Source organism: Klebsiella quasipneumoniae subsp. quasipneumoniae, assembly GCF_020525925.1.
Taxonomy (GTDB): Bacteria; Pseudomonadota; Gammaproteobacteria; order Enterobacterales; family Enterobacteriaceae; genus Klebsiella; species Klebsiella quasipneumoniae.
Genome location: NZ_CP084876.1, coordinates 1,980,095 through 2,002,384 on the forward strand (window position 1 = coordinate 1,980,095; position 22,290 = coordinate 2,002,384).

Here is a 22,290-nt window from a genome sequence, read left to right on the forward strand (position 1 = left end):
GATGTTCATGAAAGTAGATATCGACACCCACGACGCACGATACGCCGACGCCTGGCAGGGCTTTCGCGGGACGGCGTGGCAAACGCAGATTAACGTTCGCGACTTTATTCAGCATAACTACACCCCTTACGAGGGCGATGAGTCCTTCCTCGCCGACGCGACGCCGGCCACCACCGCCCTCTGGAAGCAGGTGATGGCCGGGATCCGCGTCGAGAACGCCACCCATGCGCCGGTGGATTTCGACACCAATGTCGCCACCAGCATCACCGCCCACGCGGCGGGCTATATCAACCAGCCGCTGGAAAAGATCGTCGGCCTGCAAACGGACCGGCCGCTGAAGCGCGCCCTGCATCCCTTTGGCGGCATCAATATGATCAAAAGCGCCTTCGAGGCCTATGGCCGCGAAATGGACCCCGATTTTGAGTATCAGTTTACGGCGCTGCGCAAGACCCACAATCAGGGCGTATTTGACGTCTATTCCCCGGATATGCTGCGCTGCCGTAAGTCCGGGGTGCTGACCGGGCTACCGGACGGCTACGGTCGCGGACGGATCATCGGCGATTACCGCCGCGTGGCGCTGTACGGCATTCGCTTTCTGGTCCGCGAACGTGAGCTGCAGTTTGCCGACCTGCAGCCGGCCCTTGAACGCGGCGAGGCGCTGGAGGCCACCCTGCGCCTGCGCGAAGAGCTGGCCGAACAGCGGCGCGCGCTGCAGCAGATGCAGGAGATGGCGGCCCGTTACGGCTGCGATATCTCCCACCCGGCGCGCACCGCCCGGGAGGCGGTGCAGTGGCTCTACTTCGCCTACCTGGCGGCGGTGAAGTCGCAGAACGGCGGCGCCATGTCGCTGGGACGCACGGCCACCTTCCTTGACATCTATATTGACCGCGATCTGCGCGCCGGTTTACTCAATGAGGAGCAGGCCCAGGAGCTGATTGACCACTTCATCATGAAGATCCGCATGGTGCGTTTCCTGCGTACCCCGGAATTTGACTCGCTGTTCTCCGGGGATCCCATCTGGGCGACGGAAGTCCTGGGCGGTATGGGGCTGGATGGCCGCACCCTGGTCAGTAAAACCACCTTCCGTTACCTGCATACCCTGCACACCATGGGTCCGGCGCCGGAGCCGAACCTGACCGTGCTCTGGTCGCAGGCGCTGCCGGTGGCGTTTAAAAAATACGCCGCCCGGGTCTCTATCGCCACCTCGTCGCTGCAGTATGAGAACGACGATCTGATGCGCAGCGATTTTCACAGTGACGACTACGCCATCGCCTGCTGCGTCAGCCCGATGGTGATCGGCAAGCAGATGCAGTTCTTCGGCGCCCGCGCCAATCTCGCCAAAACGCTGCTCTACGCGATTAACGGCGGGGTGGATGAGAAACTGAAGATCCAGGTGGGGCCGAAAACCGCGCCGCTGCGCGATGAGGTGCTGGACTACGACAGCGTGATGGCCAGCCTCGACCACTTTATGGACTGGCTGGCGGTGCAGTACATCAGCGCGCTGAACATCATCCACTGCATGCATGATAAGTACAGTTACGAAGCGGCGCTGATGGCCCTGCACGACCGCGACGTCTACCGTACGATGGCCTGCGGCATCGCCGGCCTGTCGGTGGCAGCGGATTCGCTGTCGGCGATAAAGTACGCCCGGGTGAAGCCGGTGCGCGACCATCACGGGCTGGCGGTGGACTTTGTCATTGAGGGGGATTATCCGCAATATGGCAACAACGACGATCGCGTCGATGCCATCGCCTGCGACCTGGTGGAGCGCTTTATGCGCAAAATCCAGGCGCTGCCCACCTGGCGCCAGGCGGTGCCGACCCAGTCGATCCTGACCATTACCTCCAACGTGGTGTACGGGCAGAAAACCGGCAACACGCCGGACGGACGTCGGGCGGGGACGCCGTTCGCCCCGGGGGCCAATCCGATGCATGGCCGCGACCGCAAAGGGGCGGTGGCGTCGCTGACCTCGGTGGCGAAACTGCCGTTTACCTACGCCAAAGATGGCATCTCGTACACCTTCTCCATCGTGCCGGCGGCCCTCGGCAAAGCGCCGTCGGCGCAGGAAAACAACCTGGTAGGGCTGCTGGACGGCTACTTCCATCACGAGGAGACGGTGGAGGGGGGACAGCACCTCAACGTCAATGTACTGAACCGGGAAAAGCTGCTCGATGCGATAGAACATCCGGAGCAGTATCCGAATCTGACGATCCGCGTCTCCGGCTATGCGGTCCGCTTTAACGCGCTAACCCGCGAGCAGCAGCAGGATGTGATCTCGCGAACGTTCACCAGCCAGCTCTGAGCGGCCGCCGGGCCACAGGGGAGCCCTTAACGGGCTCTCCTGTTATCACCTTCACATTACCGCAACAAAATAATCACCACTGTTGATCATATTCGCATTTTTGCACCACGCTGGCGCGCAGCGACCGCTAACTGCATCTATGTTTAGCTCACGGGCCGGTACGGATACCGCGTTGTCCGGCTCGCCACGTGATGGCAACCGATCTCCTGACCTGAAAGGGAATGCGCCCTTGCCGGATGCGGCACGGGTTGTCGTCGCGTGCGCACCGACCGGGGCGTCCGCTCTCCGGCGCGATCTCTCTACCTGGCGGGATTTTTGCTTCTTCCACCCTGGCCGTCCTGGCGCTGCGCCTGCGTCGGTACCACACGGTAAGTGATATTTTCTGCGTCATTCCATGACGCCAGGCTCTAAATCGCTGAGGAATATCCGAATGTCTTTGAAACTGAAAACAATGACGCTTCATGTTGTGATAGCAGGTTGTATGAGCATGGCCTTTTACGCCCAGGCTGACGTGAAGATCGGCGTCGCCGGGCCCTTCACCGGCCCCAACGCTACCTACGGCGCCCAGTACTGGAAGGGGGCCTCGCAGGCGGTGGCTGATATCAATGCCGCCGGCGGCATCAAAGGCGAAAAGATTGTGCTGGTGCAGGGGGATGACGCGTGCGAACCGAAACAGGCGGTAGCGGTGGCCAACCGGCTGGTGGACGAAGCGAAAGTCTCCGCCGTGGTGGGGCACTTTTGCTCTTCCTCAACGATGCCGGCCTCCGAGGTGTATGACGAAGCCGGGATTCTGACCATTACCCCCGGCTCCACCAATCCGCAGATCACCGAGCGCGGCATGAAGGATCTCTTCCGCATGTGCGGCCGCGACGATCAGCAGGGGGCGATTGCCGCCAACTATATGCTGGACGTGCTGAAGGCGAAGAAAATTGCCGTCATCCACGATAAAGACACCTATGGCCAGGGGCTGGCCGATGCCACCCGCGCGGCGCTGGCGAAGCGGGGCACCAAAGAAGTGTTGTACGAAGGCCTCTCCCGCGGTGAAAAAGACTTTAACGCCCTGGTGACCAAGATCGGCGCCCTCAAGCCGGACGTGGTCTATTTTGGCGGCTGCCACCCTGAGGCGGGCCCGCTGGTGCGCCAGATGCGCGAGCAGGGAGTGCAGGCGAAATTCTTCTCCGGCGACTGTATTGTCACCGAGGAGCTGGTGACGGCCGCCGGCGGGCCGCAGTTCACCAACGGCGTGCTGATGACCTTTGGTCAGGACCCGCGCACCCTCCCGGAAGGCAAAGCGGTGATCGAGAAGTTCCGCGCCGGCGGCTTTGAGCCGGAAGGCTATACCCTCTACGCCTATGCCTCTATTCAGGCTATCGCCGCCGCCTGGAACGCCGTCGGCACCGATAACGCCAAAGCCAGCGACTGGCTGAAGAGCCACGACGTCGAGACGGTGATGGGCAAAAAAGGCTGGGATGGCAAAGGCGACCTCAAGGTGTCGGACTATGTGGTCTATCAGTGGGACGACAAGGGCAAATATCACCAGCTCTGATCGGCTACCACCCAGGAACTATCCGTTGTTTTGATTGGCTAATCGTCTCACGACGGCGGTCGACCGGGTACCGATCCCGGCGGCCGTCGGCCTGGCGGCTGGAGGGGCTATGACGGCGTTTTTTCTGCAACAACTGATCAATGGGCTGACGCTGGGCGCGGTGTACGGCTTAATCGCCATCGGCTACACCATGGTGTATGGGATCATCGGCATGATCAACTTCGCCCACGGCGAGGTGTATATGGTCTCCGCCTACCTGTGCGCCATCGGCCTGGCGCTGCTCTCCTTCTTCGGGATCCATTCGTTTCCGCTGCTGATTTTCGCCACCCTGGTATTCACCATTGTGGTCACCGGCGTGTACGGTTGGGCGATCGAGCGCATCGCCTACCGGCCGCTGCGCAACTCGACGCGCCTGGCGCCGCTGATCTCGGCTATTGGAATGTCGCTGATCCTGCAGAACTATGTTCAGCTGAGCCAGGGGCCAAACCAGCAGGGGATCCCGACGCTGCTCAGCGGCGCGCTGCGTATGACGGTGGGCGATGGGGTAGTGCAGATCACCTGGACCAAGGTGTTTATTCTCGTCGCCGCGCTGGTGGGGATGCTGATCCTGACCTGGATTATCCAGTACACCCGGCTGGGGCGCATCTGCCGCGCCACCCAGCAGGACCGGCGCATGGCGGCGATCCTCGGCATCAATACCGACCGGGTGATCTCCCTGGTGTTTGTTATCGGCGCGGCGATGGCCGGCCTGGCCGGGGTGCTGGTGACCATGAACTACGGCACCTTCGACTTCTACATCGGATTTATTATCGGCATCAAAGCCTTCACCGCCGCGGTATTGGGCGGGATTGGCTCGCTGCCTGGCGCGATGCTGGGCGGACTGCTGCTCGGGGTGGCCGAGGCGCAGTTCGCCGGAATGGTGAATTCGGATTACAAAGACGTTTTTTCCTTTGCGCTGCTGGTGGCGATCCTGATTTTTCGCCCGCAGGGGCTGCTGGGTCGACCGCTGGTGGCCAAGGTCTGAGGGGGCTCTATGGGTGAACTGACGCGCCAGCCTGCGCGGGATATCAAAAGCGCGCTGATCGACAGCGTGCTGGCCGGTCTTTGCGCGTTAATTGTCTTTGGCCCGATCGTCGGCGTGGTGCTCAAAGGCTATGGCTTTACCCTCGCGCCCGCGCGGGTGGCGATCCTGGTGGCGGTGGTGATGGCCGGCAGACTGGCGCTCAGCCTGCTGCTGCAGAGCCGGCGGGGCAAGGCCTTGGTTGCCCGCTTTGAGGGGGCGGATGACGGGGTGTACGTCCGGCCCCCGGGCTACCGCTCGCGGCTGCGCTGGATAATGCCGCTGCTGGTGGGCCTGGCTATCGCCTTTCCGTTTCTCGCCAGCAAATACCTGCTGACCGTGGCGATCCTCGGGCTGATCTACGTCCTGCTCGGTTTGGGGCTGAATATCGTGGTGGGTCTCGCGGGGCTGCTCGATCTGGGCTATGTGGCGTTCTATGCTATCGGCGCCTACGGCCTGGCGCTGGGCTACCAGTACCTGGGTCTCGGCTTCTGGGCGATGCTGCCGCTGGGGGCGGTGATGGCGGCCCTCGCCGGGGCGTTGCTGGGCTTTCCGGTGCTGCGCATGCACGGCGACTATCTGGCCATCGTCACCCTCGGCTTTGGCGAAATCATTCGCCTGGTGCTTAACAACTGGGTGAGCTTCACCGGCGGCCCCAACGGCGTCCCGGTGCCGTCCCCCACGCTGTTTGGCCTCGAATTTACCCGCCGGGCAAAGGATGGCGGTATCCCTATCCATGAATTCTTCCACGTCAGTTACAACCCCAACCTGAAATTCATCTTCCTCTACGCCGTGCTGTGCATGGTGGTGATACTGGTGCTGCTGGTGAAGCATCGCCTGACGCGGATGCCCATCGGCCGCGCCTGGGAGGCGCTGCGCGAGGATGAGATCGCCTGTCGGGCGATGGGGCTCAACCATGTGCTGGTTAAGCTCTCGGCGTTCATGCTCGGCGCGTCGACCGCCGGCATCGCCGGAGTGTTCTTCGCCAGCTATCAGGGATTTGTTAATCCGACGTCGTTCACCTTTTTTGAGTCGGCGCTGATCCTGGCGATTGTGGTGCTGGGGGGAATGGGCTCCACCCTTGGGGTGGTGCTGGCGGCGTTTGTCCTGACGGTCACCCCGGAGCTGCTGCGCGGGTTTGACGAATATCGCGTGCTGCTGTTTGGCGTGCTGATGGTGCTGATGATGATCTGGCGGCCGCGCGGCCTGGTGCGCACCAGCCGCAGCGGGGTCGCGTTGCGAAAAGGAGTCGCGCCATGAGCGACAGCATCTTACGCGTTGAGCATCTGATGATGCATTTCGGCGGCATCAAAGCGCTGAATGACGTCAATCTGGAGGTGGAGCGGGGGTCGATCACCGCCCTGATCGGCCCCAACGGCGCGGGCAAAACCACGGTATTTAACTGCCTGACCGGCTTTTACCGGGCGACGGGGGGGAGTATCGTGCTACGGGCGCGGGAAAAGGTCACCGATGTCATTCAGGTGCTGGGGCAAAAGCTTCACCCGGACGATTTCCTCCACCCGGCGCAGCTGGGGCGGCGGATCTATTACAAGATGTTCGGCGGCACCCATCTGGTGAACCGCGCCGGTCTGGCCCGCACCTTCCAGAATATTCGCCTGTTCCGCGAGATGTCGGTGATTGAGAACCTGCTGGTGGCCCAGCATACCCAGGTCAACCGCCATCTGCTGGCCGGGATCCTCAACACCCGCGGCTATCGGCAGGCGGAAAGTCAGGCGCTGGATCGCGCGTTTTACTGGCTGGAGGTGGTGGAGATGGTGGACTGCGCCAACCGTCTGGCGGGAACGCTTTCCTACGGACAGCAGCGGCGGCTGGAGATCGCCCGCGCCATGTGCACCCGTCCGGAGATGATCTGTCTGGACGAGCCGGCGGCCGGACTCAACCCGGTCGAAACCCAGGCGCTGAGCCGGATCATCCGCTTTCTGCGCCAGCAGCACGGCATCACGGTGCTATTGATCGAACATGATATGGGGATGGTGATGGAGATTTCGGATCATATCATCGTCCTCGATCACGGGGACGTCATCGCCCGCGGCGCGCCGCAGGCGATTCAGGCCAACGCCAGCGTGATTGCCGCCTATCTTGGCGCTGAGGAAGAGGAGACGCGCCGATGAGCCAGCCACTGCTTGCCTTTGATGAGGTGGATGTCTTCTACGGGCCGATCCAGGCCCTGAAGCAGGTCTCCCTGACCGTCAACGAGGGGGAGACGGTGGCGCTGATCGGCGCCAACGGCGCGGGTAAATCGACGCTGTTGATGTCGGTCTTCGGGCAGCCGCGTATTGCCGGCGGGGAGATTTTCTATCGCGGGGAGGCGATCAGCCGGAAATCGACCCACTTTATCGCCAGCAACGGCATCGCCCAGGCCCCGGAAGGGCGGCGCATCTTTCCCGATATGACCGTCGAGGAGAATCTGCTGATGGGGACCATTGCCATTGGCAACCGCTATCAGGCCGAGGACAAGGCCCGGATGTACCAGCTGTTCCCCCGGCTGGAAGAGCGGCGGGGACAGCGGGCGATGACCCTCTCCGGCGGCGAACAGCAGATGCTGGCCATCGCCAGGGCGCTGATGAGCCGGCCGCGCCTGCTGCTGCTGGATGAGCCGAGCCTGGGACTGGCGCCGCTGGTGGTGAAGCAGATATTTCAGATCCTGCGCGAGCTGACGGCCCAGGGGATGACGCTGTTTCTGGTGGAGCAGAACGCCCGCCATGCCCTCAACCTGTCGGACCGCGCCTACGTGATGGTGAACGGCCAGATCCGCCTGAGCGGTAGCGGCCAGGCGCTGCTCAACGACCCGGAGGTGCGTAAGGCGTATCTGGGGATCAGCGGCTGAGAGGGTTAATCCCGCGGTTGGTTACGGGTTTTAATGTGCTGCCAGAAACGTTCGGCGGCCTGGTTAAGCCGCGAGCCGGAGCGGTAGAGCCAGGCGCCGATCGGCAGCGACAGGCTCTCATCGAGGATCGTCAGTCGGCCTTCGTCCAGCTCGCGCTGAATGGAGTACTGCGGCAACCAGCCCACGCCGTCGCCATTGAGGATCATGCGCTTGAGCAGCTCGCTCATGGAAGAGACAAAGGTGAGGGAGAAGGTGATCTCCGGCGTGCGGTCGATGACCTGGTTCACCTGGCGCCCCATATAGCTGTCGTTGGCGTATTTCATCAGCGGCAGCACGCCGCGATGTAAATGAAACAGCGGCCGGCCATGTTCGTCGCAGGGGGAGACCAGGTGCAGGTAAGAATCAAAAATTTTATGATTAATAAACGGATAGTTCATTAATTCTTCATTATAGAAGGAGAGGATAAAATCGCTTTTACCCTCTTTCAGGTTAAATACGGCGTCGTTGACGTTAATCGATTCAACATGAAAAGTCTTATTTTTACGGTCGGTGTAACCGGCGATAATTTCCGGCAGCAATAACACCGACAGCGACGGGGCGGCGTCGATTCTTATTTTCTGCGTGGTGTTATTTAAACCTTTAATTCGGCTGATCTGAAAATCCATGTCGTCGAGCATATTTCGCGCATAGCCGACAAAAATTTTCCCGCGGTTGGTCAACTGCAGGGGGTTGGCGCTGCGGTCGAAGATGCTGAATCCGAGGGAAGCCTCCAGCGACTGGATGCGTCGGCTGAACGAGGACTGGGAGATATTGCGGGCTTTGGCCGCCAGGGTAAAGCTGCGTGACTCCTCGAGAGCAATCACATCATACAGCCATTTAACTTCCAGATTTGCCAACACCGATCCAGTCCTCAAAAACGCAATAAAGGCTATGCAATTTTAGCATAGCGCATAGAAACTATGCAATTAACATAATTATCGACAGGTGTTAACATTTTTTGGAAAGTTGAGATTTATGAATGCGTATCGGCGACCCTACATGAGTACGATATGAAATCGCGACTCATGGTTATTTATTGCTTTATTTCATTGCCCAGGATTTATCTTATTAAATAGCTGGCGACGATGACGAAAGCAATGAATAACCCAGGCCTCTTACCTTAAATAGTTTGTCAGGAGTTCCATGTCACAACAAATTGAATCAGTAAAAATGGCTCTGCAGGAGCTGGGGATTAATGCAAGCGGCGAATTGTTTTACAACCCTGATTACGATTTGCTTATTGCACATGAAACCGCTCCTGAGCTGACCGGCGCGGCCCGCGGCGTAATGACCGACTCTGGCGCTGTGGCAGTGGATACCGGCATCTTCACCGGCCGCTCGCCGCGCGATAAATATATCGTCAGAGACGAGCAGACGCGCGACACCGTATGGTGGGCTGACTCCGGCCTCGGCCGCAATGACAATAAGCCGTTATCGCCAGAAGTGTGGCGCAGCCTGAAAAGCCTGGTCGCAGGCCAGCTGAGCGGCAAAAAACTGTACATCATCGACGCCTGGTGCGGCGCCAGCCCGGACACCCGCCTTGGCGTGCGCTTCGTCACCGAGGTGGCGTGGCAGGCCCACTTTGTCAAAAACATGTTTATCGTGCCGAGCGCCGACGAGCTGGCCAGCTTTACCCCGGACTTCGTGGTGCTCAACGGCGCCGGCTGCACCAATGCCAACTGGCAGGCGCAGGGCATGAACTCCGAGAACTTCGTCGCCTTTAACCTGAGCGAGCGTATTCAGCTCATCGGCGGCACCTGGTACGGCGGCGAAATGAAAAAAGGGCTGTTCTCGGTCATGAACTACCTGCTGCCGCAGAAAGGCATCGCGTCGATGCACTGCTCGGCCAACCGCGGCGAAGCAGGGGACGTCGCGCTGTTCTTCGGCCTCTCCGGTACCGGCAAAACCACGCTGTCCACCGATCCGCATCGTCAACTGATTGGCGATGACGAGCACGGCTGGGACGATGACGGGGTGTTTAACTTCGAAGGCGGCTGCTACGCCAAGACCATCAATCTCGACCCGCAGGCGGAGCCGGAGATTTATGGCGCCATCCGCCGCAATGCGCTGCTGGAAAACGTGGTGGTGCGCGCCGACGGCAGCGTGGATTACGCCGACGGCAGCAAAACCGAGAACACCCGCGTCTCCTATCCGCTGTCGCATATCGACAATATCGTCAAGCCGGTGTCCCGGGCGGGCCATCCGTCGAAGGTGATTTTCCTTGCCGCAGACGCGTTTGGCGTCCTGCCGCCGGTCTCCCGTCTGACCACCGAGCAGATGCAGTACCATTTCCTGTCGGGCTTCACCTCGAAGCTGGCGGGAACCGAGCGCGGCATTACCCAGCCGACGCCGACCTTCTCCGCCTGCTACGGCGCGGCGTTCCTGCTGCTTCACCCGACCCAGTACGCCAGCGTACTGGCGGCGAAGATGGCGGAATCCGGTGCGGAAGCCTGGCTGGTCAACACCGGCTGGAACGGCGAGGGCAAACGCCTGTCGCTGCGCGATACCCGCAGCATCATCAGCGCGATCCTCAATGGCACCACCGGCCCGCTGCGCGATGAAGCGATCCCGGTGTTCAATCTTGCGATCCCGCAGAGCATTCCGGGCGTCGACAGCGCAGTGCTGGATCCGCGTAATGGCTGGAGCTCAGCGGATAAGTGGCAGGAGAAGGCGGAGAGTCTGGCTCAGCTGTTTATGGATAACTTTAAGCAGTACAGCGATACCGAAGCGGGCGCGCGTCTGGCGCTGGCCGGTCCGCAGCTGCAGAATAGCGCGGTCGAAGCCTGATCCGCGGCCAGCAGGTCGACGCCTGGCGCCGACCTGCTGGCGAGCCGCTTTACTCCGCAAAGGCCCGCAGCGCATCGCCAGTGAGGCGATAACGCACCCACTCATCCTGCGGCTGCGCGCCAATGCTCAGATAGAAATCAATCGCCGGCTGGTTCCAGTCGAGCACGCTCCACTCCAGACGCCCGCACTGACGCTGTACAGCATATTGCGCGATGGTTTTCAGCAGCGCTTTTCCGGCGCCGATCCCGCGATAGTCGGGGGTTACGTACAGATCCTCCATATAGATGCCGTTACGGCCAAGCCAGGTGGAGTAGCTGGTGAAGAACACGGCGTAGCCCACCGCTTTGCCTGCCACCTCGCAGATCAGCGCCTCGGTTTTGCTGCTGCTGGCAAACAGCGTCTCTCTGATCTCCTCTGCCGTCGTCACCACCTCTTCGGGGGCTTTCTCGTAGACCGCGAGTTCATAAATCATGTCATAAATAGCGGTGGCGTCGTCCGGGGTGGCCTGGCGGATCGTGATGCTCATGGGTCGTCCTGTCTGAATGGTATGAAGGAAAGCAAAATTGCTGACCCAGAGCATAAGCGGTATTGTGAAAAGAATTAAGTGCAATGAAATCAGCAAACGATGAATATTATGCATCCTGTCCTGCGCCGTATCGACCTCAACCTGCTGCCGGTCTTTGACGCGGTCTATCGCTCCCGCTCGGTGCGCCTGGCGGCAGAAGAGCTGGCGATGAGCACCTCGGCGCTGAGCCATGCGCTCTCCCGGCTGCGCAGCGCCCTCAACGACCCGCTGTTCTATCGGGAAGGTCACCGGATGTGTCCCAGCGTCTATGCCAGCCAGCTGGCGCCCTCTATCGCTTCGGCGCTGAAATTTCTCAATCAGGAGCTGACGCCGCCGGCGGCGTTTGTGCCGGCCGCCAGCACCGACTGCATGCAGATTGCGATCACCGATTTCACCGCGTTCTGCGTCTTTCCGACGCTGATGCACCACCTGCAGCGTGAGGCGCCCGGGCTGCGGTTTGAGCTCCGTTATCTGCCCCACAGCCCGGCGCTGACCGAGCTGCTGGCGGGCGAGGTCGATCTGGCTCTCGGGTTCAATACCCCTGACGAGCCAGCTCATCCCGATCTCGAGGAGATCAACTGGCTGCGGGACGAATATGTGGTTATCAGCCAGGCCGACCGAACGGCGCTCACCCTGGACGCCTACCTTGCGGCCCGTCATCTGGTGGTGACCCCATGGAATGAGCGGCAGGGGGTGCTGGACTGTGAGCTGGAGCGGCAGGGCTATTCGCGGCAGGTGGCGGTGAAAACGCCCTCGATGCTGAGCGCTCCCTTTATTATTGAGCAGAGCGATCTGCTGATGGCGCTGCCCCGGCGGGCGGCGGAGACGATGGCTCGCGCCGCCCGGCTGACCATTTTCCCGCTGCCGTTTCCGGTTCCCCCGTTTGACGTCAAGATTTACGCCCACAAACGCAGCGGGAAACGCGAGGCCACCCGCTGGCTGATCTCCCTGTTGCAGACGCTGGGGAACGCCGCCGCGGCGCCGGCGCCATGAGGTCACGTCCGGATTATTAACATCTTGCCGCTCGGCGTCGCGTTAACCCTGCCGGGCCGGGTATGTCTTTTACCGCCTGGCGCCCGGGGCGCAGCGGCGTACCCTGGCCTCGGTCACAAAACGGAAAACTCACCTTTTCATCCCTGCCGCCGACGCTGATGGCGCAGAGAGTGTTAAATGATTGTATATAAAAGTAATGTTAATTAGTTAAATGTTATTTATGCGTAAATTGCATCAATGGATGCGTTTATTACGCTTATTTCATTCCCGGTTCTGTTTCAGTCTTCAGCAACAGGCGCGCGACAACGCGTGGATAACAAACTGGAGACCTGCATGCATTCGACAACCTCACTGATGAGTACCCGTGACCGGCTCGGCGCCATTCTGCGCGTCACGTCCGGTAACTTTCTCGAACAGTTCGACTTTTTCCTGTTCGGGTTTTATGCCACCTACATCGCACATACCTTTTTTCCGGCGAGCAGTGAATTCGCCTCGCTGATGATGACCTTCGCGGTCTTTGGCGCCGGCTTTCTGATGCGGCCCATCGGCGCCATCGTGCTTGGCGCCTATATCGACAAGGTAGGGCGGCGCAAAGGGCTGATTGTGACCCTGTCGATCATGGCCACCGGCACCTTCCTGATCGTGCTGATCCCCTCTTACCAGGCCATTGGCCTGTGGGCGCCGCTGCTGGTGCTGATCGGCCGCCTGCTGCAGGGCTTCTCCGCCGGCGCTGAGCTGGGCGGGGTATCCGTCTATCTGGCCGAGATCGCCACCCCGGGCCGCAAAGGGTTTTACACCAGCTGGCAGTCGGGCAGTCAGCAGGTCGCCATTATGGTGGCGGCCGCGATGGGCTTTGCCCTCAACGCCGTGCTGGAGCAGAGCGCCATCAGCGACTGGGGCTGGCGTATTCCGTTCCTTTTCGGCTGCCTGATCGTCCCGTTCATTTTTGTGCTGCGCCGTAAGCTGGAGGAGACCCAGGAGTTTACTGCCCGTCGCCATCATCTGGCGATGCGCCAGGTATTCGCCACCCTGCTGGCGAACTGGCAGGTGGTCATCGCCGGGATGATGATGGTGGCGATGACCACCACCGCGTTCTATCTGATCACCGTCTATGCGCCGACCTTTGGCAAAAAAGTGCTGATGCTCAGCGCCTCGGACAGCCTGCTGGTCACGCTGCTGGTGGCGATTTCCAACTTCTTCTGGCTGCCGGTGGGCGGGGCGCTGTCCGACCGCTTTGGCCGCCGACCGGTGCTGATTGCCATGACCCTGCTGGCGCTGGCTACCGCGTGGCCTGCGCTGACCATGCTGGCGAACGCGCCGAGCTTTTTGATGATGCTGAGCGTGCTGCTGTGGTTGTCCTTTATCTACGGCATGTACAACGGGGCGATGATCCCGGCGCTGACCGAAATTATGCCCGCCGAAGTGCGCGTGGCAGGCTTCTCGCTGGCCTATAGCCTGGCGACCGCGGTGTTTGGCGGCTTCACGCCGGTGATTTCCACGGCGCTGATTGAATATACCGGTGATAAAGCTTCCCCAGGCTACTGGATGAGCTTTGCCGCCGTCTGCGGCCTGCTGGCCACTTGCTACCTCTATCGCCGCAGCGCCGTTACACTGCAGACGGCACGTTAATCAGGGAGATGATGATGCGTAAAACGACAGGAACCCTGCTGGCCACGCTGCTGCTGGCCGCCACCGGCGGCAGCGCGCTGTCCGCTGAGGTCACCGTGATGATCTCCGGCGGCTTCAAAGCGGCGCTGGAAAAGCTGGCCCCGGCATGGGAAAAACAAAGCGGCAACCACCTCGTGGTGATCCCCGGGCCGTCGATGGGGAAAACGCCGCAGGCGATCCCTAACCGCCTGGCGCGGGGCGAACACGCGGACGCGGTGATTATGGTCGGCGACGCGCTGACCAGCCTCGAGAAAGCGGGCCGTACGCAACCGGATTCGCGCCGGGAGCTGGCCGACTCGCCCATCGGCGTGGTGGTGAAAGCGGGAGCGCCGCTGCCGGCTATCCGCAGCGCAGACCAGCTGCGGGCGGCGCTGCTGGCTGCGCCGTCGGTCGCGTACTCCGACAGCGCCAGCGGACGCTATGTCAGCTCGACGCTGTTCCACCGCCTGGGCATTGATGAGGCGATGCAGAGCAAAGCGCAGATGGTGGAGCGTATTCCGGTGGCCTCGGAAGTGGCGAAGGGACGGTATGCGATCGGTTTTCAGCAGGTGAGCGAACTGCTGCCGGTACCCGGCGTGACCTTTGTCGGCGAACTGCCGGATAACCTGCAGTACATCACCCGCTTTGCCGGGGCGGTGACCGTCAGCGCCGACCACCCGCAGGAAGGAAAGGCGCTGCTGACGTATCTGGCCTCACCGGCGGCGCAGGAGACCATCCACGCCACCGGTATGCGAAGCGTAGCTGCCGCCGCGCCGGTCAGCCAGAAGGATACTGTTCAATAATCAGCTTCTCCAGCTCTGCCGCCACGTAGGACTGAATACGGCCGCTGAGGCGGATCAGACCTACCGTACGGGTGACCACCGGGTCGGTAAGCGGTACGGCGCGGAGAACGGAATGCTCCCCGGCGGGCATCGACATCGCGGGCACGGCGGCAATGCCGATGCCCGCTTCCACCATCCCCAGCATCGTGGTGACGTGGCGGGTTTCGCAAATGCTTGGCCGCGCCGGCGTCAGATGCGCCAGCTCCCTGTCGAGCAGCGTCCGGTTGCCGGAGACCCGATCGAGGCCAATATAATCCTGTTCAAAGTATGCCTGCCAGCTGAGGTGCGTCCTGCTCGCCAGCGGATGGTCGTGCCGACAGGCGGCGACATAGCGGTCGTCGGCCAGCGGGGTGAATTCGATGCTGGCCGGCAGGTTTTTGGCAAAGCAGAGGCCAAAGTCAGCCTGTCCGCTGCTCACCGCCTCAATGACATTCCCGGCGCTGCTGTCGATCAGCCGGATACGCACCTGGGGAAAGCGCGCCTGAAAGCTGCGGATGATTTCCGGCATAAAGTAGTAGGCGGCGGAAGGTACCGTCGCCACTGTCACCAGCCCGGTACGCGCCTTGCTGACCTGGCTGATATCCGCCAGCACCGTCTCGACGTGGGCCAGCAGCTGCTCCGAACGTTCGGCAAAATTCTGTCCATACAGCGTAAGGGTCACGCGGCGGGTGGTGCGCTCGAACAGCCGGTTGCCTAACGCGGTTTCCAGCTTTTCGATGCGGCGGCTGAGGGCTGACTGCGACAGGCAAATGGATTCTGCGGCCAGCCGAAAGCTGCCATACTCCATCAGGGCGCGAAAGGCATAGAGATCGTTGAAATCAAAATTTACGGGCATGGCGGCGGCATCCTTATCGGCTGTCTGGCGCCTCGCCCCGTCCGGTGAGGGGCGATGGCGACGAAAATCGGCTCGGCAGGTGACTGGGCGCGCGGCTGACCGCACGCCGGGTCGTCATACCTTGAGCAGTTTTACCGTGGCATCGATATCGATTTCGTCTTCCGAGAAGATCAGGGTTGTCCCCTGAAAGGTGGTGATCGCCAGCTTTTTCACCGAGCGCATCTCTCCCGGCTGCACCGTGGATTTTGGCCGGATGCTGTTCATCAGCAGCCCGACCGATAGCACCGCGTTTTCTTTATCCACGCGGGTCTCGACCGGCTCTTCTTCCCGGTAAACCACATAGGATTTGATGGAGGTCAGCTTCAGCCGCTCGCCGGCGATATAGATATATTTGCTTTCCGGAATGACCTTCACCGCGTAGGCCGACAGCCCTTTATTGTTGGTGGTAGGTTCAAAAGTCACCGCCGCGTCTTTCTTGATGAGATCGGGATTGGCGACCTTAATCACATGAAAATACCGGTTTTCGCCGTTTTCATCTTTGATAAATCCAAAACTTTTATCTTTAAACCACGTTGTGATTGTTCCGTTCATCGCCATTACCGTTCTTACTCGTTGGTTAACTCAAATTTTGCAGCGCGCAGTGTAAAGCACATTGCCTGCGCAGACCATGCCTTTGCGATAAGTGTGGGTGATAAATGACGCCGCCGCGAGGGCGGATCGTGCGCCAGCGTCGTACCGGCGGGCAAAATGGGGTACTATCGTCGGCCACTCCTTCTTCGGGCCGTCTGATGTCCACCATTATCGATACCTTTGTCGCTCCGCCGTGCCGCGAGCAGATAACCCTCCTGTATCAGGACGAACACCTGCTGCTGATCAATAAACCTGCCGGGCTGCTGAGCCTGTCAGGCAAAGATCCGCGCAACCTCGACTCCGTGCATCATCGACTGGTCCAGCGCTTTCCGGGCTGCACCCTGGTACACCGCCTTGATTTCGGCACTTCCGGTCTGATGGTGGTCGCCCGCAACAAGGTGATTAACGCCGCGCTGTGCCAGCAGTTCAGTCAGCGCACGGTGGGTAAGGTCTATACGGCGCTGCTGTGCGGCCATCTGCCGGAAGATGAAGGGATAGTGGAGGCGGCGATCGCCAAAGACCCGGCCCGTTTCCCGCGCATGTCGATCTGCGCCCGGCACGGCAAACCGGCGCGTTCGCGCTACCGGGTAATTGACCGTATGTACCAGACGCGGGAAGGGGAAAGGGCGCTGGCGCTGACGAGGGTGGCGCTCACCCCGGAGACCGGGCGCACCCATCAGCTGCGGATCCACTGTCAGCTGCTGGGCTATCCGATCCTTGGCTGCGATCTGTATGGCGGCCGGGAATTGCCGGGCACGGAACAGGCTCCGCGGCTGATGCTGCACGCCAGCGAACTGCGTTTTCGCCACCCCGTCAGCTGCGAGCCGATGCATATCCAGCAGGCAAGCTCGTTCTGATCGCCTGCCGCTGGAAGCCCGCGATCACCACATCAGGTCGTCGGGCACCTTAAAGTCGGCGTACGGATCGTCTTCATCCTGCTCATCCTGGCTCAGGGCGCTGTGCAACACGATGCTGCTGGCATCGCGCTGGGCAATTTTCTCAGCCACAATCGCCGGAATAATTGCATATTCCCCTTCAGGTTTGTTATCCACCGCCAGGCGGGCAATCGCCAGGCGACCGTTAATCAGCTGGGTTTGGGTGGTCTTGTCGACCATGATTTTTTTGATCAGATTATTATCGGTAAAGTTAAAGCCGATATCGCCCCGGGCGACCGTAATGCGGTTCATCTCAATCAGCTGCTTGACCTGAGCTTTATACTCTTTCGCCAGCACCGCCTGCTTTTGCTGCTCGCTGAGCTGTTTATCGCGCTCCAGCTGGGCTTTTTTATTCTCTTCCACCGCTTCCCGGGCCTCACGGGCCTGCACGCGGGATTTTTTCGCCGTTCTCTGGACTTTGGCCATTTTTTTGCTGCTGACCAGGCCGGCTTTGAGCATCTGCTCTTGTAAGGTAAGTTTTGTCATTTGCGTATCTGAAGCTTAGGAAACATCTGGCAAGTATACCTGCATTGGCGGAAACGACGCCAGACCCGAGGACGTACTGGGGCGCTGTGCCCGGTAGCGCGAGACTGGCCGGGGATTACTCCCGGGGCTGGAGCTGATAAATCCAGGCGCTGACCTGCTGTCCATCGTCGGTGGTCACCTCCACCGACACCCGATCGTACCCCTCCTCAAAGTCGTCCAGCATGGGCCAGTGCGCCGCCAGCCGGTCGGACAGGAACAGATAACCGTTGACCCGCGGGCCGTTGGCATCGAGGACGATCCCCGGAAAATCAGCGGCTGCGCCCCAGCCGCGCGCGTAAAAGGTACCGGTAACGTAACCCGGACGCCACTCGCCCCCGATCGCCTCCAGAATATGCGCATTGCTGCGACCGGGACAGAGCGTCCCATAGACAAATAGCGGTTTCATTTTCTCTCTCTCGTTCGCCCTGATACCCGCCCCCAGCGGAGCGGAAAACCAAAATACGGGGTAATTCAGCGCCTGGCAATGGCCGGGTGGGGTAAGGCGTCTCTCTGATGCCGGGGGAGATTCAGGCGCCGGCGCTGTCGGTGGCATATTTACTGCAGTGACAATTTTAGTGTTGAGTTTTTTTATTATTTGCAGGTGAATATAAATAATGTTTAATAGCGAAATAATAAATGGACGGCTTATGGAATAAGCTGCGTGAATGGAATGAAGAGGAATTATAAAACTTCCTTGGGTTGAATTCAGATATTATTTAGGGCCAGGCGTTACCTCCCCTGGCTATTTCACTTTAAGATAAACCTCCCTTGAACAAAAAATACCATCTGATTTCGAAATTCTCGCGGGCAGGGGAGATATTTCCTTTCCTTGAAGCGGCAGGCAATCAATCGAGACGAACGACGTTCGGGAGAAAAACCGCTAGTGAGGAACAGGCCAGAGCAAATGCAGGGGCTGAGGCGAACGCAAGGTATATGAAGGATATCCCACCGGGCATTTGGTCCTGTCTGCAGACAGATGAAAGTGAAAGGCACAGGAGGTGCGATGAAGATTTTCCGCCCATTATGGCGCGATGGGGCTTTTCTGGTTCCGCAGCAGTTTCAGCAACAGGCCCGCTGGGACGCGCACGTCGCCGATACGGTCTCCCGCATGGCGCTCGCCCACCCCTGGGGGGTATTGCGCGCGGAGTTTGACGCCAGCGCGCTCACCCTTTCCCGGCTCAACGCCACCCGGCTGATCGTGCGTTTCGCCGACGGCGCGCTGATTGACACCGAGCTGGCGGATATTTTGCCACCGGTCCGCGATGTATCGGACGTGATGCAGGACAACGTGGAGGTTCTGCTCGCTCTGCCGCTGCTCAGCGCCAGCGGCGGCAATCTTGATGACGGCCAGGAAAGCGCCCGCCCGCGCCGCTGGCGCGCCGAGCAGGTGACCGTGCAGGAGCTGGCAGGCCATGAACGCAGCGAGCTGGCCGTCCTGCGGCACACGCTGACGCTGCGTCTCTCCATCGAAGAAAACGCAGCCTTCCTAACCTGCCCGGTAGCGCGTCTGGTACGCGACGCCCAGGGGCAGTGGATCTTTGACCCGAAATTCATCCCGCCGCTGCTGTCGCTGGCCGCAAGCCCGACGCTGGTCAGCGAGCTGGGCGAGCTGCTACATCGCCTGCAGGCCCGACGCAGACGCCTCATGGCCATGCGCCGTGAAAGCAATGCGCGGATGGCTGATTTTGCCGTGGCGGATGTTTCCCTGTTCTGGCTGCTCAACGCACTGAACAGCGCCGAGCCGGTGCTCAGCGAGCTGCATCAGGACCCTTCGCGCCATCCGGAGCTGCTCTATCGTGAACTGGCCAGGCTGGCCGGCAGTCTGCTGACCTTCTCTCTTGAACATCATCTGGACGCGATCCCCCGCTACCGGCATGCCTCGCCGGAGCAGGTATTCCCACCGCTGTTTGCCCTGTTGGATACGCTGCTCGAAGTCAGCTTGCCCTCAAGGGTGATCGCCATCGCGCTGGAGCAGGGTGCTGACCGGGAGATCTGGCGGGGGAGGCTGCACGATGCACGGCTGCGCGAGGGGGCGGATTTTTATCTGTCGGTGCGTTCTTCACTTCCCCCTCACCAGCTTCAGAGCCGCTTTCCGCAGCTCTGTAAGGCGGGTAGCCATGATGATGTCGCCGAGGTCGTCAACATTGCCCTCAGCGGCATCGTGATCAAACCGCTGAGCCACGTGCCGGCGGCCATTCCGCTACGTCTGGAAAACCAATATTTCGCTCTGGATCTTTCCACCGATGCCGCCCGCGCGATGCTGGAGGCTGGCAACTGCACCTTCTATACCCCGGAATCGCTTGGCGACGTGAAACTTGAACTCTTTGCGGTACTGCGCTCATGAATATCTCTGAAAGCGATCTGATCAACAAAACCTTTTACCCGGGCTGGCTGATGGTCAGTCAGTTACGCTGCGGCCAGCCGGTGACCGATGGCGAGGCGCTCTATCGTCAGGCCTGTCGATGGGTGACCGAGGCGCGCGAGGCGCTGGCGGCGGCAGGCGTCAGTGAAGCCAGCGCTGAGCAGATGCTCTATGCCTACTGCGCGCTGCTTGATGAGAGCGTCCTTAACCGCGCCAGTCAGGATGATGGCTGGCGCAGGTGGCGCAAGGATCCGCTGCAGGCGCGCTTTTTCAGCACCCTCAACGCCGGGGAAGAGCTCTGGGAACGGATCCGCCAGCTGCTGCGAGAGCCCGCGGCGGATGCGGCAGTGCTGACCTGCTTCTTTCGTACTTTGCAGCTGGGGTTTGTCGGAGAGTACCGCGCCCAGGATGACGAACGGCGTGAGGATGTAGCGCATGCGCTTGGCGCGCGGGTTCCGCCGTTCAGCATAACCCAGGAGGCGCCGGTGGTGGTTCGTGCCTCCCGGCTGCGCAGCGGACGGCGGATGTACTGGTGCGGCTGGGCGGCTGGCATTGTGGCGCTGGCGGCGCTGTGGTTGACCTTCTCCTCCATGCTGTCACAGATGGTGGCGCAGATAGCAGGGCAGGGATAAGAGATGCGTGATAACGCCCGGCGTCTGCTTACGATATTGACCGTCATCCTGGCCCTGTGGCTGGCGCTGGGCTTCTGGCCGCTGTCCATCGGCAACCAGGTGATATTCAGTCTGTGCATCCTGCTGGCGGGCAGCGCGGCGCTCTGGCGTCAGCGTCGCCGGGCAGTCAGCCGTCAGCGACCGGAAATCGTCCTGCCGCCCGAGGATTTTCAGGGGGCGGTGGTTCTGGTCTGCGGGGATACCGACGGTCTGTTTCCCGGGCGTTCGGCGCACTGCGAAACCCGCCTCGGCTGGTATCTACGGGGGGAAAGCGCGGAGCAATTGCCGCTGCTGGCGCAGTACCTGGCGGCGGCGCGTCCAGCACTGGTATCGCAGGTTTCCGTGCTGCTGGCGGTGGTACCGGAGCACCACACCACCGGGGAGCACCTGGTGCAGTCGCTGTGCGACTGGCGGCGGAGTATTGTTCAGTGCCGAACCTGGTTAAACGGTCTGCCGCCGGTGTGGAGCGTGTTCTGGGTGACGCCGCCTGGTGGCCAGGCAGCGGAAAGCCGCTGGTTTACCGTCACGCCGGATCGGCCTGGTCTCCAGGTGCGGCAGAAGGGACAAGCGCCCCAGTCGATTGCCGACTGGCAGCGAGAGGGCAGCTCTGCCTCACGCCTGCATCATACGCTGTGGCTGGAGAGCATTCTGGCGTTGGCAGAAAACGTTCTTTTCCGGCCACTAAGCACTCGCCAGGCGGAACTTTCGCCGTTGGACCTGTGCGCCATGGGCATCTGCCTGACGCCGGTGACGGCGGCGGCAAATAACCTCTGGCAGCGGCAAATCGCCGGGATCACCACGCTCTCCCCGGGCAACGCCGCGGCGCCAGGTCCTCACCCGCTGCCGGATCTTCTTCTGTCGTCACTGCCGCACCGCCACGGGGTCAGCCGCCGGATGCGCGCTGCCGGTCTTGCCGCTGGCATGGGCTTCCTCTTTCTGGCGCTGGCGATGCTGGCTTCCTTTATCAACAACCAGCGCCTCGTGCGCAGCGTCGGCGATCATCTGGCGGTCTACCACCGCCTTAGCGGCGCGCCGTCGACGCCGAAGCTGCAGGCGCAGCAGCGTCTGCGTGCCGACGGCCGCCTGCTGGATGACTGGCTGCGCCGGGGAGAGCCGCTGCGTTACCGGCTGGGGTTGTATCAGGGATTGCGGCTGATCCCCTTCGTGGAAACCGCGATCAATGACTGGGCGCCGCCCCCGCCGCCGCGTCCGGTCATTAAGCAGGTTGTGCAGGGGCCGCAGACGATCCGCCTCGATAGCATGGCGCTGTTCGATACCGGCAAATCGACGCTGAAACCGGGTTCGACAAAGCTGCTGGTGAACTCGCTGCTGGGCATTAAGGCGAAACCCGGCTGGCTGATCGTGGTGGCAGGCCATACCGACAGCATCGGCAACGATAGATCCAATCAACAGCTCTCTCTGAAGCGTGCCGAGGCGGTCCGCGACTGGATGCGCGATACCGGCGATGTGCCGGAGAGCTGTTTTGCGGTGCAGGGCTACGGCGAAAGTCGTCCTGTCGCCAGCAACGAGACGCCAGACGGGCGGGCGCAAAATCGCCGGGTGGAGATCAGTCTGGTCCCGCAGAAGGACGCCTGTCTGACGCCGGGCACGGCTAATACCTCAGGAGCCGGGGCTGCCGCATTAAAAAACGAAACCGAGTAATCCGCGACCCCGAACGAGGACGTTGAACAACAACAATCTGC

General features: G+C 61.0%; 21 protein-coding genes. 14 read left to right on the plus strand and 7 right to left on the minus strand.

All coding sequences use genetic code 11. The features are described 5' to 3' along the window. The first annotated feature begins 7 nt into the window (after positions 1–7). Positions 8–2,302, plus strand: coding sequence for a formate C-acetyltransferase (gene pflB, locus LGM20_RS09600; RefSeq protein WP_044523919.1), 2,295 nt, complete (start codon positions 8–10; stop codon positions 2,300–2,302). Positions 2,303–2,353: 51 nt separating this feature from the next. On the opposite strand, the gene LGM20_RS09605 is transcribed toward pflB, so the two are convergent. Next, complete coding sequence (locus LGM20_RS09605) at positions 2,354–2,500, minus strand: hypothetical protein (RefSeq protein ID WP_004225356.1); 147 nt, start codon at positions 2,498–2,500, stop codon at positions 2,354–2,356. Positions 2,501–2,789: 289 nt separating this feature from the next. Here LGM20_RS09605 and LGM20_RS09610 point away from each other — a divergent pair, with 289 nt between their 5' ends. From LGM20_RS09610 to LGM20_RS09630, 5 genes are all read left to right on the plus strand, one after another. Next, positions 2,790–3,848, plus strand: coding sequence for a branched-chain amino acid ABC transporter substrate-binding protein (locus LGM20_RS09610; RefSeq protein ID WP_162543149.1), 1,059 nt, complete (start codon positions 2,790–2,792; stop codon positions 3,846–3,848). A gap of 109 nt (positions 3,849–3,957) precedes the next feature. Continuing rightward, positions 3,958–4,872 (plus strand): ABC transporter permease subunit, encoded by a 915-nt coding sequence (locus LGM20_RS09615; RefSeq protein WP_023290184.1) that lies wholly within the window; start codon positions 3,958–3,960, stop codon positions 4,870–4,872. Between the two features lie 9 nt (positions 4,873–4,881). After that, complete coding sequence (livM, locus tag LGM20_RS09620) at positions 4,882–6,168, plus strand: high-affinity branched-chain amino acid ABC transporter permease LivM (protein ID WP_023290183.1); 1,287 nt, start codon at positions 4,882–4,884, stop codon at positions 6,166–6,168. After that, the gene (locus LGM20_RS09625; protein WP_044523916.1) at positions 6,165–7,040 is read left to right on the plus strand and encodes an ABC transporter ATP-binding protein; all 876 of its coding nucleotides are present in this window, start codon (positions 6,165–6,167) and stop codon (positions 7,038–7,040) included. The genes livM and LGM20_RS09625 overlap by 4 nt, the downstream gene beginning before the upstream one ends. Then, positions 7,037–7,756, plus strand: a complete 720-nt coding sequence (locus LGM20_RS09630) for an ABC transporter ATP-binding protein (protein ID WP_023290181.1) — start codon at positions 7,037–7,039, stop codon at positions 7,754–7,756. The genes LGM20_RS09625 and LGM20_RS09630 overlap by 4 nt, the downstream gene beginning before the upstream one ends. A gap of 5 nt (positions 7,757–7,761) precedes the next feature. Here the strand turns inward: LGM20_RS09630 and LGM20_RS09635 are convergent, their stop codons facing one another. Continuing rightward, complete coding sequence (locus tag LGM20_RS09635) at positions 7,762–8,655, minus strand: LysR substrate-binding domain-containing protein (protein WP_023290180.1); 894 nt, start codon at positions 8,653–8,655, stop codon at positions 7,762–7,764. Positions 8,656–8,938: 283 nt separating this feature from the next. On the opposite strand from LGM20_RS09635, the gene pckA reads away from it, so the two are divergent. Further along, entirely contained in the window at positions 8,939–10,582 is a 1,644-nt protein-coding gene (pckA, locus tag LGM20_RS09640; protein ID WP_023290179.1) for a phosphoenolpyruvate carboxykinase (ATP), read from the plus strand. Positions 10,583–10,631: 49 nt separating this feature from the next. On the opposite strand, the gene LGM20_RS09645 is transcribed toward pckA, so the two are convergent. Beyond that, a complete protein-coding gene (locus LGM20_RS09645) occupies positions 10,632–11,108 on the minus strand; it encodes a GNAT family N-acetyltransferase (protein WP_004203250.1) in 477 nt (158 codons plus the stop codon). A gap of 99 nt (positions 11,109–11,207) precedes the next feature. Here LGM20_RS09645 and LGM20_RS09650 point away from each other — a divergent pair, with 99 nt between their 5' ends. From LGM20_RS09650 to LGM20_RS09660, 3 genes are all read left to right on the plus strand, one after another. Further along, on the plus strand, positions 11,208–12,140 hold the full coding sequence (locus tag LGM20_RS09650; RefSeq protein ID WP_044523914.1) for a LysR family transcriptional regulator: 933 nt from the start codon (positions 11,208–11,210) through the stop codon (positions 12,138–12,140). A 333-nt stretch (positions 12,141–12,473) separates the two neighbouring features. Beyond that, positions 12,474–13,769 carry an MFS transporter gene (gene tcuC, locus LGM20_RS09655; RefSeq protein WP_044523912.1) on the plus strand — a complete coding sequence of 432 codons (1,296 nt, stop codon included), beginning with the start codon at positions 12,474–12,476 and terminating at the stop codon, positions 13,767–13,769. Positions 13,770–13,780: 11 nt separating this feature from the next. Then, positions 13,781–14,590, plus strand: a complete 810-nt coding sequence (locus LGM20_RS09660; RefSeq protein ID WP_162823521.1) for a substrate-binding domain-containing protein — start codon at positions 13,781–13,783, stop codon at positions 14,588–14,590. Here LGM20_RS09660 and LGM20_RS09665 read toward each other — a convergent pair. Further along, a complete protein-coding gene (locus LGM20_RS09665) occupies positions 14,565–15,464 on the minus strand; it encodes an L-proline-binding transcription factor PsrA (RefSeq protein ID WP_044523908.1) in 900 nt (299 codons plus the stop codon). The two genes, LGM20_RS09660 and LGM20_RS09665, sit on opposite strands and share 26 nt — an antisense overlap. Before the next feature lie 114 nt (positions 15,465–15,578). Further along, positions 15,579–16,061, minus strand: coding sequence for a cold-shock protein (locus LGM20_RS09670; RefSeq protein ID WP_044523906.1), 483 nt, complete (start codon positions 16,059–16,061; stop codon positions 15,579–15,581). Positions 16,062–16,252: 191 nt separating this feature from the next. Between LGM20_RS09670 and LGM20_RS09675 the strand changes: the two genes are divergently transcribed. After that, positions 16,253–16,951, plus strand: coding sequence for an RluA family pseudouridine synthase (locus tag LGM20_RS09675; protein ID WP_044523904.1), 699 nt, complete (start codon positions 16,253–16,255; stop codon positions 16,949–16,951). Positions 16,952–16,975: 24 nt separating this feature from the next. Here the strand turns inward: LGM20_RS09675 and LGM20_RS09680 are convergent, their stop codons facing one another. Both LGM20_RS09680 and LGM20_RS09685 read right to left on the minus strand, forming a co-directional pair. Continuing rightward, a complete protein-coding gene (locus tag LGM20_RS09680) occupies positions 16,976–17,515 on the minus strand; it encodes a DUF2058 domain-containing protein (RefSeq protein ID WP_023290173.1) in 540 nt (179 codons plus the stop codon). A 115-nt stretch (positions 17,516–17,630) separates the two neighbouring features. Continuing rightward, positions 17,631–17,960, minus strand: a complete 330-nt coding sequence (locus LGM20_RS09685) for a gamma-glutamylcyclotransferase family protein (RefSeq protein WP_023290172.1) — start codon at positions 17,958–17,960, stop codon at positions 17,631–17,633. A gap of 597 nt (positions 17,961–18,557) precedes the next feature. On the opposite strand from LGM20_RS09685, the gene tssK reads away from it, so the two are divergent. From tssK to LGM20_RS09700, 3 genes are read left to right on the plus strand one after another with little or no spacing between them, the layout of a single operon-like run. Then, the gene (gene tssK / locus LGM20_RS09690) at positions 18,558–19,898 is read left to right on the plus strand and encodes a type VI secretion system baseplate subunit TssK (RefSeq protein WP_044523902.1); all 1,341 of its coding nucleotides are present in this window, start codon (positions 18,558–18,560) and stop codon (positions 19,896–19,898) included. Then, positions 19,895–20,548 (plus strand): type VI secretion system protein TssL, short form, encoded by a 654-nt coding sequence (gene tssL / locus LGM20_RS09695; RefSeq protein WP_023290170.1) that lies wholly within the window; start codon positions 19,895–19,897, stop codon positions 20,546–20,548. The genes tssK and tssL overlap by 4 nt, the downstream gene beginning before the upstream one ends. Before the next feature lie 3 nt (positions 20,549–20,551). Beyond that, a complete protein-coding gene (locus LGM20_RS09700; RefSeq protein ID WP_044523901.1) occupies positions 20,552–22,249 on the plus strand; it encodes an OmpA family protein in 1,698 nt (565 codons plus the stop codon). Positions 22,250–22,290: the final 41 nt, after the last annotated feature.